The sequence below is a fragment of the Alteromonas sp. G5_S2_22_S1 genome, assembly GCF_054968525.1.
In genome coordinates this window covers 19,482-31,188 of the sequence record NZ_JBQKUJ010000027.1, presented here as the reverse complement: position 1 = coordinate 31,188, position 11,707 = coordinate 19,482, and the positions used below count along the sequence as shown (strand labels likewise).

Sequence of the window (11,707 nt, the reverse complement as noted above, 5' to 3'; positions counted from 1 at the left end):
CGAAAAAAACCTTATTTTTCGATCATTTGCACAAACAACAATCAAAACGTTTATTTAACCTACTAATTCACACGACTTTTAACTGACTATAAGTTTAGTTAAGTGGTAACAGCCGCGTTGTACTATAAATTAAGTAAGTCGTTACGATTACAAATACGCCCTTATTAGGAGCATTCTATGAAGGTTTCGGAATTTAAGACCGCAGGGAAACTCATTACAGGCCTTGGCGCGATAAAAGCCCTTGCAGATGAAATGACGCGATTAGGTATAAAAGATTGTGCCGTCGTAACTGATAAAGGTGTTTCGTCATCTGGTCTTCTTGAGCAAGTACTCGCTTTACTTCCCTATCCCCCCTTGCACATTATCGATGATATTCCACCCGAGCCTGCTGTAAATATCATAGAAGCCAAATTAAACGACCTTCGCGAGAATAAGGTAGATGGCATTATCGCCCTTGGTGGCGGTAGTGCTATTGATAGCGCAAAAGTACTAGCAGCTACCTATGATCATAGCGGGTCTATTAGCAAACTCTTTGGTGAAAATACGCTTTCAGAAAGGCGTCTTCCTCTTATTGTTATTCCCACCACCGCAGGGACAGGCTCGGAAGTCACCAATATTGCTATATTGTCTGACCCTAAAGCACAAATGAAGAAAGGCATTGTTAGTCACTGCCTATTACCCGATGTTGCTATTGTTGCGCCTGAGATGACAAAAACTTGCCCACCGTCTATAACGGCCGCAAGCGGAATAGACGCATTCGTTCACGCGCTTGAAGCCTATATAAGTGTTAATGCTAGCCCTATTACTGATGCTCTTGCCGAAAAAGCATTAAAGCTGATCTTTAATTCTTTGGTGCATGCTTATAATAATGGAGAAAATCTGGCTGCTCGCGAAGATATGGCCACCGGCAGTTTAATGGCCGGCCTTGCTTTTGGAAACGCCGGCGTTGGAGCAGTGCATGCTCTGGCTTACCCTTTAGGTGGGCGATTTCATTTATCACATGGAATGAGTAACGCGGTTATGCTTCCTCATGTATTGAAAGTAAATGCACCGTTTTGCCAAGACAAGCTTTATTGTGTAGCTAAGCTTCTGAAGGTATGTGAACGTCACCATTCAAAAGATGAGGCAATTAAACTGTTGTTAATTGCTATCGAAAAACTCTGCAGGGATGTCGATATACCCGCTTCACTCACCCATTTTAATATTTCGTCTTCTTGTGTAGGTGAGTTAGCGGAAGAGGCGAGTAAAGTAACTCGCCTTCTTCGCAATAATCCCAAGCAATTGAGTATTGAAGAGATTGAAGATATCTATCGACTGGCTTTTTAAAGTGGTCTTACCCACATATTTTTAAAACTTACTAAGTTACCGTGATCTTGTAATTGAAGCGGTGCACATCCGTGGGATTTATATTTAGGTGCACCAATCCATTCAGTGCTACCTTGTATTTCAGTATGATTTTGAACCACCACGCCGTTATGTATAACAGTAACATAGCCCGGTGATACTAAGTTTTCTCCGTTAAACTTAGGTGCTCTATATATAATGTCGTAAGTTTGCCATTCGCCAGGCGCCTTCATAGCGTTAACTAAAGGAATAGTTTGCTTATATACGCTTGCCGCTTGTCCATTAGGATAGGTCTTATTCTGATATGAGTCCAAGACCTGAATTTCATATCGCTGCTGCAGGAAGATACCACTGTTATTGCGCTGTTGTCCTTCCATACCTGCTTCTGGCTGTGGCGCTTTCCACTCTACGTGCAACTGAACATCACAGAACTCTGCTTTCGTTTTGATATCGCCTGTTCCCGGCTTCACTGTTAGAACACCGTTTTCCAGCGTCCACTTTGCATCACCTTCCTTTACTGAAGTCCAGTTAGATAGGTCATCACCAATTAAAGAGATGGCATCAGAGGGCACGCCTGCCTTATCAAAAGAAACCACTTCAGGAACAGGTTCCCAAACTTCCGTTTTAGCGGCCTGTTGTTCGCGGGTTAACCGCGATTCGCTTTTCTCAGTATCTGCATCTGTCGTTGCGCATGCTGAAAGTGGCAAAAGCAAAGCCACAGTTGAAGCGACGAGTGTTTTATTCATAGTGTCAGTACCTTGTTTTATCCGTTGTATAACTGTGTTGTGTTTGGCAGCTCGATAGCGCAGGCTCAGGTGGCCCACGCTTTGTCGCCCTTCTTATAAGGGAATGCACCGTCGTAACGTCCAGGAATGGCCACATAACGAAGCACTTTAGTCGCGCCAACTTGAGACGTGAAAAAGCAATAAAGTGTTAGCTGTTTTAGTAGCGTAAAGTAGTGAGGGGTTGGCTCATCGGTACCTGGCTCCCACTGACTTGGCTTTCCTGTTTCAACACCTTGATAAACACCGTTAGCAAGGTTCGCCGCTTTCGCTTCTACATCCAGATCGTTAAATAAAGCCTCTCGTTCTTGCTTGGTAAGCTGAACAAATTGTTTGTTGAAACGACTTTGACTTAACGAAGATATTTTCTTAATGCCATCAAGAAAGGTCTTCTGAAGCAAAGGTGTGTAGCAATCGGTAACCAGCACAGCCATCGTCGCGCCAACGTTAGCCGCTTTTGCTCCAGGCGTGTCAGTTTGAGGAATGATCACCTCACCCATTTCGTTCAGCAAGGCCACATCTTTTTCATTAAACAATGTGTCGCTAAGCGGCACAGCGGGCACATCTGTGTAGGCAAGTACATTACCTGCGAACAATGCTGTGCCTGTAGCAGTAGCGATGAGTTTAAGTAGTTCTCTGCGTTCCATTATAGATTTCCTCGCTTTAACTCTTCTACGGCAAAGTCTGCGGCTCTTGCCGTTAATGCCATATAGGTCAGTGAAGGGTTAACACAGCTTGCCGATGTCATTGCCGCACCATCGGTCACGAATACGTTTGGTGCATCCCATACTTGGTTATGCGCGTTGAGCACAGAGCTTTTTGGGTCTCTTCCCATACGTGCCGTACCCATTTCATGAATGCCCATACCAGGTGCGTAGTCTGCATCCCAGCCCTGAACATTTTTAAGGCCAGCCGCTTCAAACATCTCAATAGCGTCTTGCTGCATGTCCTTACGCATCTTAAGCTCGTTTTCTTTAATCTCAACATCCATTGCGAGTACAGGTAAGCCCCATTTGTCGGTTACTTTTTTGTTCAAGTACACTTTGTTCTCGTGATACGGAAGAATTTCACCGAAGGCTGTCATGCCTATTGTCCAAGGACCTGGCTCTGTTATGGCGTCTTTAAGTCCAGCCCCTATACCAAGCTCAGCTATGTCTTTGCGCCAACCTGAACGGCTTGCGCCGCCTTGATAACCAAATCCTCGCAAGTAATCGCGTTTATCACTTCCCCAGTTTCTAAACCTTGGCACATAGAAGCCACTCGGTCTGCGACCGTAGGTATATTTGTCGTCAAAACCTTCAACTTCAGCTGAAGCTCCGACTCTAAAGTGGTGATCCATAACGTTGTGACCCAACTCGCCGCTGCTGCTTCCTAAGCCACCGTCCCATACGTCTGTGGCGGAATTCATCAGTACCCACGCCGAGTTAAGTGCTGACGCATTTACAAAGATGATCTTGCTTTTAAATACATAGGTCTCGTTGGTTTCAGCATCGATAATTTCAACGCCAGTCGCGCGTTTCTTGTCTTTGTCGAACAAGATCTCTTTGACTATCGAAAAAGGTCGAAGGGTTAAGTTACCTGTTTTAACCGCAGCTGGAAGCGTAGATGCTTGTGTACTGAAGTAGCCACCGAAAGGACAACCCAACCAGCACTTATTGCGGTATTGGCAATGAACACGTCCTTCTTCGGGCTTGCTTTGTGTCATGTTTGAAGTGCGGCCATGCACCATGTGCCGCGCGCCTTCATAGGCCTTTTTCACCCGCGCCGCGACACTTTCCTCTACAATGTTCATTGGCATTGGTGGCTGGTATACACCATCAGGCAATACATCTAAGCCATCACGATTGCCACTGATACCCGCGAATTTTTCTACGTAGTCATACCATGGCGCCAAATCGTCGTAGCGAATAGGCCAGTCGACTGCAATGCCTTCTTTAGCATTGGCTTCGAAATCTTCTTTGTTCAAACGGTAGCTTTGGCGTCCCCACAACAGTGAGCGTCCACCTACATGGTAGCCTCTGTACCAGTCGAAGCGCTTGTCTTCGGTATAAGGGTTTTCTTTTTCATTTGCCCACATACCGTACGTTTTTTCATTTAGCGGGTAGTCGCGCTTAAGCACGGGATAATCCACTTTCATTGCTTGAGTAGGCAAGTCTCGGTGAGGAAAATCCCAATCTTCTTTGTGCGCATTTTTATAATCTTTAATGTGCTCGATATTTTGGCCACGTTCTAACATGAGCACTTTTAGGCCCTTCTCAGTTAGCTCCTTAGCAGCCCAACCGCCACTGATACCAGATCCAATAACTATTGCATCATATTCGTTACTCGCCATAACACGTCCTTAAAACTTAATTCGTCGCTGTGCCTGTTCGCACGTTACACATCACAGATATGGATCGCTTGTTGTAGCGACGCTATTCTGTTGGCTTTGGTTTTCGGTGTGGGTATAAACTCTTGTGCTAAGTAGCCTTTAAATCCGGTCTCGACAATGGCTTTAGCAATTGCTTCGTAATTGAGTTCTTGTGAAGCATCTATTTCGTGACGCCCAGGTACGCCGGCCGTATGGTAATGGCCAAAGTACTGATAGTTATCTCGAATAGTTCGGATGATATCTCCCTCATTAATTTGCATGTGGTAGATATCGTAAAGCAGTGAGAAGTGCTTAGAACCTAGGCGTTTGCAAAGTTCTATCGCCCATGCAGAATTGTCGGCCATGTAATCAGGGTGGTCGACTTTGCTGTTAAACAGCTCCATGAAAATCACTACGTTGCGTTTTTCAGCATGAGGTAAAATGCGTTTTAACCCTTTAACCGCATTTTCCAATCCGTCTTCTCGTGACATGCCTCGGGCATTGCCGCTAAAGCAGATAAGGTTTGTATAACCTGCATCAGCGACCAAGTCGATGTGCTTTATATAACGCGCTTCTAGTTCGTCATGGAGCTCATTGTGAATGAAGCCGTCTTCAAGACTTATCTCGGCGCCGTTACACATAGAAGAGTCGATGCCGTACTGCTTTAGCACAGGCCAATCTTCAGGACCTACCAAGTCAATGGCTCCAAATCCTAATTGCTTAACGGTTTGGCACAACTCTTCAATGCTTAAATCGCCGTAGGTCCATCGGCTTACCGAATGATTTACATTTCCTTTAAGCGGCGTATTCATGGTGTTGCTACCTTTCGTGCCGTTTGTACTCGCTATAGCAGGCATAGCAGTGGCTAAACCAGCTGCTGCTAATCCTGTTCCGGCAATGCCTGCCCCTGTCATAGCCATACTTTGAAGTAATTTTCTGCGGGTAATGTTATGCATCTGCGTTCACCTTTTCCTTTCTGAACAGAATGGCGAATAGCACTAACACAACCGCGGCAAACCCTGCTGGGAATAACCAGACCTGCTGCCAACTATGCGCACCGGTTTCCATCGTGTAGGTGTCGGTAATTGCGCCTGCCACTGCAAAGCCCACCAGCATACCTACGCCATATGTCGCTAAGGTAATTAGCCCCTGCGCTGCACTTTTTACGTTTTCTCCCGCCTTTGAATTGGTATAGATTTGCCCTGATACAAAGAAGAAGTCGTAACAAATACCGTGCAGTGCAATACCAACAATAAGCATGAACAAGCCTTCGTCAGCGTTCCCGAATGCGAACAGTGCATAACGTACAACCCACGCTGCCATACCTATCACTAACGTGGCTTTAATGCCGAAACGGTTCAAAAATACCGGCAGGGCCAACATGAACAATACTTCGGAAACTTGACCTAGTGTCATTTTGCCCGTGGCGTTTTCAACGCCTATTTCGGTAAGAAAAGGGTTAGCATTCTGGTAGTAAAACGCCAGTGGAATACAAATAAGTACAGATGAAAGAAAAAATACAAAGAAGTTTTTGTCTTTTAACAGTGCCAACGCGTCCAAGCCAAGAATGTCGCGAATAGTTACCGCTTTACCGCTAGATTGAGGTGGCGTGTTTGGCAGTGTAAAACTGAATACGCCCAACATTAGCGAGGCAACGCTGCACAATAAGAACGTGTTTTTGAGCATACCATCGGCAATAGACTGTGCAGAATCCCATGAGAAGACATAGCTAATCATAAGGCCTGCCACAATCCAGCCGATAGTGCCCCACACACGAACTTTTCCGAACTCTTTTGACGGGTCGACCATTTGTCCGAATGACACTGAGTTAACCAAAGCAAGCGTAGGCATGTATGCAATCATGTATGCCAACACATAAGGGTAAAAGCTGGCGAAATCATTCGCTTGGTACATACAGTACATAAGCACGGCGCCAACAATGTGTAGTAAGCCGAGGATCTTTTCTGCATTAAAGAATCGGTCAGCAATAAGGCCCACAATAAAGGGGGCAATGATGGCGCCCCAACTTTGGGTTGAGAAGGCCATGCCAATTTGCCCACCGTTGGCAGACAGGGTATTCGATAGATACGTGCCTAATGTTACAAACCAGCCTCCCCAAATGAAGAACTGGAGGAACATCATCAAACTAAGGCGTAGGGTTATCATAGTTATTGTTATCCTATTGATGGCGCTTAGCGCTCAAGGCCTAAAATACGATTATTCTTCACTTCGCTTACGTCTCCACCAGCAAAGTCGTCAAACGCATATTTGCTTGGCTCGATAATGTGTGAAGCGATAAACGGTGCGCCCTCTGCTGCACCTTGCGCACTGTCTTTTAAGCAGCATTCCCACTCTAGTACTGCCCAACCTGTGAAGCCATACTGGGTAAGCTTGCTGAAAATACCTTTGAAGTCGACTTGGCCGTCGCCAAGGGAACGAAAACGTCCCGCGCGGTCTTGCCAGTCTTGATAGCCGCCGTACACACCGTTTCTACCGTTCGGATTGAACTCGGCATCTTTGACGTGAAACATTTTGATCCGGCTGTGGTAGCGGTCAATAAAGTCAAGGTAGTCAAGCTGCTGTAAAACAAAGTGACTTGGATCGAAAAGAATATTTGCTCGTGGGTGGTCATCTACAGCTTTTAAAAACTGTTCGAACGAAGCCCCATCGTGCAAGTCTTCCCCGGGATGAATTTCGTAGCATACGTCAACACCTGCATCGTCGAATGCATCGAGAATGGGTTTCCAACGCTTGGCTAATTCAGCAAAGCCTTGCTCGACCAAGCCAGCAGGACGCTGAGGCCACGGGTAAACCAAGTGCCACATTAATGCACCAGAAAAGGTAGCGTGAGCTTTCAATCCCAAGCGCTTACTGGCAATAGCCGCACATTTGAGCTGATTAATTGCCCATTCGGTTCGCTCTTGTGGCTTGCCGTGTAAGTGCGCCGGCGCAAAGTTATCGAATAACTCGTCGTAAGCGGGGTGAACCGCCACTAGCTGACCTTGTAAGTGCGTAGAAAGCTCAGTGATTTCTACGCCTGCGTCTTTACATATTTTAGCGATGTTGTCGCAGTACTCTTGGCTCTCCGCTGCTTTCTCTAAATCAAACAGACTAGGATCAGTAGGTACCTGTATTCCCTTGTAACCAAGCGACGCTGCCCACTTCGCCATATTTTCGAGCGTATCGAACGGCGCTTCTTTTCCCATGAACTGAGCAAGGAAGATAGCCGGCCCTTTTATAGGTTGTTGATTAGTAGCCATAAGCGCTCACCTTTTTCATTGTATGTTGTAATTGCATTACTGCGTTCCTTCCTGACTGACCGACTCCCATTTGGTGTCGCTGTCAGTACTGGCAAGCATGGCATCTATAAATACCATTCCGCGTATGCCTGAATTTATTCCTGGAACGCCGTCAGGTTTGCCTTTTTGATTCGCGCGTACCGCTTTTGCAAAATCGGTATACAAGTTTGCCATTGCTTCTAAGTAGCCCTCTGGGTGGCCAGCTGGAACACGACAACGTGCAGATGCAGCATCACATAACCCAACTTGACCCTGGCCGGCTCTAAACACTTGATAAGGGGCATCAACAGGGCGATAGATAACGGAGTTTGGCTCCATTTGACGCCACTCTAAACCACCCTTGTCACCGTAGACACGGATCTTCAACGCGTTTTCTTCACCAGCACAAACCTGCGAAGCAATCAACACGCCCGACGCACCCTTCTTAGTTTTAATAAGCGCGGCGCCGTCGTCATCTAATCGGCGTCCTTCAACATGGGTGTTTAACTCGCCACATAACGAGGTAACACTGTCGTTTAATACAAACTCAACAAGTCCAAAGGCATGAGTGCCGATGTCGCCCATTGCGCCCGTTGCGCCAGAAATTGCTGGGTCGGTACGCCACTGCGCTTGCTTATTGTGCGTTTCTTCTTCGCCAGACAACCAGCCTTGCGGATACTCAACATACACTTTTCGAATTTTGCCCAGCTTACCGCTTTCAACGAGATGACGTGCTTGCCAAACCATAGGATAACCAAGGTAGGTATGAGCCAAGCCGTATAGCGATTCACTGGCGTGAATAACATCTTGAAGCTCTTTTACTTCTGCAAAGCTAACGCCTGCTGGTTTTTCACAAAACACATGAAATCCCGCTTTAATGGCCGCAAGTGATATAGGTACGTGAAGATGATTAGGCGTTACGATAACAACCACTTGCATTCGCTCTTGCTCGGGAAGTTGCGCCTCGTTATCTAACATAGCTTGCCAACTGTCGTAAGCACGGGAAGCATCTACATTTAACGTTGCTGCCGTACGCGTATTATTTTCTTCGTTGCGGCTAAATGCGCCACACACCAACTGGTAGTTCCCATCTAACCCTGCGGCATGACGATGCACGGCACCGATAAACGCGCCTTCCCCGCCTCCGATCATTCCCATTCGAATTGGTTGCATTGAAATTCCTCTGTGTGCAAACGCACTATTGGTGTTACTAATGCCACAAAATGTAACCCGTTACATTTTAATGGTCAATACAAAAAACAGCATTTTATTAATCTAAAGTTTACAAATGGCGAGGTGACACTGGGGCTTTGCTACCGTTAACAGTCTATTCCTGCACCAAATTTGGACATAACACTAGCTCAAATTTACATAAATCCTACAAATAACCTTTGACGTTTTAATGAAAGTGCGTATTCTTTTGCTTAAAATGAAAACGGTTACATATTAATTTCACGTAAATTTTGAATTCGCTACCATCGTATAGACCACACCTCTACTGGGTTAGGTTTACAATGCGCGAGTGAATTAACAAACTACAATAACGTAAATGGCAAATATTAGAGATGTAGCAGATAGTGCCGGCGTGTCGGTCGCTACCGTATCAAGAACATTGCAACAACCTGAGCGTGTTTCTCCTAAAACGCGCAATAAGGTGATGGCCGCTGTTCAGGCAGTTGGATATAAACCTAACTTAATGGCAGTTAAGTTTCGTTCGGGAAAAACGCACAATTTAGTGGTACTGGTGCCTACGGTAGCGAACGTATTTTTTGCCCGTGTTATTAGCGGTATGCAGGAAGCGGCAGCCGAACTGGGCTATTCCATTTTACTTGCCAATACGCTTGGTAATAGTGAAATAGAAAGCCATTACGCCAAGATGGTAAGTACTTCTCAGGCTGATGGGCTTATACAGTTACGTGCGCACAACCCATTTGATGCCACGATGATCAACGACAATGGCCTACTTCCCATGGTGAATGCCTGTGAGGTGATTGACGATGGCCAATATCCTGTTGTGTCGTTAGACAACCGTGCTGCGGCCAAAGCAATGACCGAGCACTTAATTTCATTAGGCCATACCCGTATAGCCATGATCAAAGGACCTAATTCAAGTCCGCTTACCCAAGAACGCTTGGTTGGATATAAAGACGCCTTAGCGCAAGCCAATATTGCCTTTGATGAGAGCTTGTTGTTCCCGGGGGATTTTACATTACAGGCCGGATACAACGCAGGGGAGACCATTAGTCACCTTGAAAGTAGACCCACCGCCGTATTTTGTGAGAACGACGAAACGGCTATTGGTGCCATGCAAGCCTTCAAGCAAGCCAACCTACATGTTCCTAATGACATATCGGTGGCAGGTTTCGATGACATTGCATTTTCAGCATTTGTGGATCCGCCGCTAACCACTATTGCCCAACCTGCAGAAGAATTTGGTAGAACGGCGGTTACGCTACTGGTGGACCTTCTTAACGGAAAAATTCGCAAGGCCCCCAAAGTTATTATGCCGTTTGAACTTATTGTGCGTGAGAGCACGGGCAAAGCTTTGGGTTAATTGATGATAGCGATGCGTCATCACCTATGTACCACTACAGAAAAGGAGCAAGCAGTGAATTTAAGTAAAACAAACTTAAGTAAGACAGCAATTTTAGACGCGGCCAGTAATATTGGCTCTGGCGTTTCAAGACGACAGTTCATTAAATATTCATCTGGTTTACTGGCGGCTATGAGCGCTCCTGCTGTTTTGGCAAGTACTAGTTCGGTTCAGGGGCATGGTAGTGATAAAGGAGCTATGATGAAGGGCATGCAAAAAAGTGCTGTTGGTCTGCAGCTTTACACGCTTAGAGATATTATGAAAGTAAGTGTGCCGGCTACGCTTAAACTGGTCGCTGATGTTGGTTATTCGGAAATGGAATTTGCAGGCTACTTTGACCATAGCGCAAAGGAAATTAAGCAACTGCTTGATGACAATGGCCTTACTGCGCCTTCGGCTCATATTCAGTTAGACGCGTTCGATACTAACCTGTCACAAATTTTAGATGACGCACAAACCATTGGTCACAAATATTTAGTGGTACCTTGGCTTAGTGAAGCGCAACGCGGTAGGGGTATTGCGCCATACCAAGCTCTTGCCGAAAAGCTAAATAACATTGGTGAAGCGTGTAAGAAAGAAGGTATTACCCTTGCCTACCACAATCACGATTTTGAATTTGAAGTACGCGACGGTAAGACACCATTAGACGTGCTTATAACTCAGACCGACCCAGACCTTGTTGCCATGGAACTGGATTTATACTGGACGGTAAAAGCAGGTAAAAATCCCATTGATTACTTTAAGCAGTACCCAGGCCGCTTTAAGCTTTGGCATGTAAAAGATTTGGCTGAAGACGGCAGTTTTGCTGATGTGGGCACGGGCACGATTAACTTTAAAGAGATATTCGCGCACGGCAAGTTAGCCGGTATTGAACATAAATTTGTAGAGCGGGATCAAACCACCGACCGTATTGCCACTATTGAACAAGGCTTCAACGCGGTAAGTGCACTAAATAAAGGCGTAAGCTAACGCTTTTATACTCGCCATGGTTATAATGGGCACACAGCAAAAATCGTCATAATAGTAGTAAATTTATGAGTGAACTTTTTAGTGCCCTTTCTCGCGCATTAAGCCCCTATTACACAGAAATGAGCATTATGCTTATGGCCACAATTTTAGTGGTGTACGGCGACCTGATTAACGGCCATGTGAAACGCATACTGGCACCTTACCATTTCACCATTCGCATTAGTTTGTTTGTAGTGCTGTGTGCCTTTGGCTATGGCGCACTAACTTTGTACGGCGCACCGTTCTTAAAACACACCCTAGCCTACTTGCCTTGGCAGTACCAAGGTGCAGGCTATGTGGCATCGTTTCTATTGATTGGCTTTTTGGCTGAAAGGCGTAGGTATATTTAGTT

11 protein-coding genes are annotated in these 11,707 nt (G+C 45.8%); 4 read left to right on the top strand and 7 right to left on the bottom strand.

Annotated features, from left to right (window positions below):
- Nucleotides 1–177: 177 nt before the first annotated feature.
- Nucleotides 178–1,326, top strand: coding sequence for an iron-containing alcohol dehydrogenase (locus ACTRWF_RS18900; RefSeq protein WP_015066067.1), 1,149 nt, complete (start codon nt 178–180; stop codon nt 1,324–1,326).
- Here the strand turns inward: ACTRWF_RS18900 and ACTRWF_RS18895 are convergent.
- From ACTRWF_RS18895 to ACTRWF_RS18865, 7 genes are all read right to left on the bottom strand, one after another.
- On the bottom strand, nt 1,323–2,090 hold the full coding sequence (locus ACTRWF_RS18895; RefSeq protein WP_462836040.1) for a 3-keto-alpha-glucoside-1,2-lyase-like domain-containing protein: 768 nt from the start codon (nt 2,088–2,090) through the stop codon (nt 1,323–1,325). The genes ACTRWF_RS18900 and ACTRWF_RS18895 overlap by 4 nt on opposite strands.
- 65 nt (nt 2,091–2,155) lie before the next feature.
- A complete protein-coding gene (locus ACTRWF_RS18890) occupies nt 2,156–2,773 on the bottom strand; it encodes a gluconate 2-dehydrogenase subunit 3 family protein (protein WP_014947966.1) in 618 nt (205 codons plus the stop codon).
- Nucleotides 2,773–4,458: a GMC oxidoreductase gene (locus ACTRWF_RS18885; protein ID WP_015066066.1), complete on the bottom strand. Its 1,686-nt coding sequence runs from the start codon at nt 4,456–4,458 to the stop codon at nt 2,773–2,775. Before ACTRWF_RS18885 ends, ACTRWF_RS18890 begins: the two co-directional genes overlap by 1 nt.
- 44 nt (nt 4,459–4,502) lie before the next feature.
- Complete coding sequence (locus tag ACTRWF_RS18880) at nt 4,503–5,432, bottom strand: TIM barrel protein (protein ID WP_462836039.1); 930 nt, start codon at nt 5,430–5,432, stop codon at nt 4,503–4,505.
- On the bottom strand, nt 5,425–6,642 hold the full coding sequence (locus tag ACTRWF_RS18875; protein WP_012516943.1) for a nucleoside permease: 1,218 nt from the start codon (nt 6,640–6,642) through the stop codon (nt 5,425–5,427). The genes ACTRWF_RS18880 and ACTRWF_RS18875 overlap by 8 nt, the downstream gene beginning before the upstream one ends.
- Nucleotides 6,643–6,668: 26 nt before the next feature.
- Nucleotides 6,669–7,736 (bottom strand): sugar phosphate isomerase/epimerase family protein, encoded by a 1,068-nt coding sequence (locus ACTRWF_RS18870; protein ID WP_020742733.1) that lies wholly within the window; start codon nt 7,734–7,736, stop codon nt 6,669–6,671.
- A 36-nt stretch (nt 7,737–7,772) separates the two neighbouring features.
- On the bottom strand, nt 7,773–8,927 hold the full coding sequence (locus tag ACTRWF_RS18865; RefSeq protein ID WP_462836038.1) for a Gfo/Idh/MocA family protein: 1,155 nt from the start codon (nt 8,925–8,927) through the stop codon (nt 7,773–7,775).
- 376 nt (nt 8,928–9,303) lie between these two features.
- Here ACTRWF_RS18865 and ACTRWF_RS18860 point away from each other — a divergent pair, with 376 nt between their 5' ends.
- The 3 genes from ACTRWF_RS18860 (at nt 9,304) to ACTRWF_RS18850 (ending at nt 11,705) form a co-directional block, all read left to right on the top strand.
- Nucleotides 9,304–10,308 (top strand): LacI family DNA-binding transcriptional regulator, encoded by a 1,005-nt coding sequence (locus ACTRWF_RS18860; RefSeq protein ID WP_012516940.1) that lies wholly within the window; start codon nt 9,304–9,306, stop codon nt 10,306–10,308.
- Between the two features lie 54 nt (nt 10,309–10,362).
- Nucleotides 10,363–11,316 (top strand): sugar phosphate isomerase/epimerase family protein, encoded by a 954-nt coding sequence (locus ACTRWF_RS18855; RefSeq protein WP_462836037.1) that lies wholly within the window; start codon nt 10,363–10,365, stop codon nt 11,314–11,316.
- Nucleotides 11,317–11,381: 65 nt separating this feature from the next.
- Nucleotides 11,382–11,705 (top strand): DUF3392 family protein, encoded by a 324-nt coding sequence (locus ACTRWF_RS18850; protein WP_012516938.1) that lies wholly within the window; start codon nt 11,382–11,384, stop codon nt 11,703–11,705.
- The last annotated feature ends 2 nt before the right edge of the window (nt 11,706–11,707 follow it).

Bases quoted from the DNA above. Each gene is read 5' to 3' on its own strand.
- ACTRWF_RS18900 (WP_015066067.1), top strand. From the start codon at position 178: ATGAAGGTTTCGGAATTTAAGACCGCAGGGAAACTCATTACAGGCCTT.
- ACTRWF_RS18895 (WP_462836040.1), bottom strand. From the start codon at position 2,090: ATGAATAAAACACTCGTCGCTTCAACTGTGGCTTTGCTTTTGCCACTT.
- ACTRWF_RS18890 (WP_014947966.1), bottom strand. From the start codon at position 2,773: ATGGAACGCAGAGAACTACTTAAACTCATCGCTACTGCTACAGGCACA.
- ACTRWF_RS18885 (WP_015066066.1), bottom strand. From the start codon at position 4,458: ATGGCGAGTAACGAATATGATGCAATAGTTATTGGATCTGGTATCAGT.
- ACTRWF_RS18880 (WP_462836039.1), bottom strand. From the start codon at position 5,432: ATGCATAACATTACCCGCAGAAAATTACTTCAAAGTATGGCTATGACA.
- ACTRWF_RS18875 (WP_012516943.1), bottom strand. From the start codon at position 6,642: ATGATAACCCTACGCCTTAGTTTGATGATGTTCCTCCAGTTCTTCATT.
- ACTRWF_RS18870 (WP_020742733.1), bottom strand. From the start codon at position 7,736: ATGGCTACTAATCAACAACCTATAAAAGGGCCGGCTATCTTCCTTGCT.
- ACTRWF_RS18865 (WP_462836038.1), bottom strand. From the start codon at position 8,927: ATGCAACCAATTCGAATGGGAATGATCGGAGGCGGGGAAGGCGCGTTT.
- ACTRWF_RS18860 (WP_012516940.1), top strand. From the start codon at position 9,304: ATGGCAAATATTAGAGATGTAGCAGATAGTGCCGGCGTGTCGGTCGCT.
- ACTRWF_RS18850 (WP_012516938.1), top strand. From the start codon at position 11,382: ATGAGTGAACTTTTTAGTGCCCTTTCTCGCGCATTAAGCCCCTATTAC.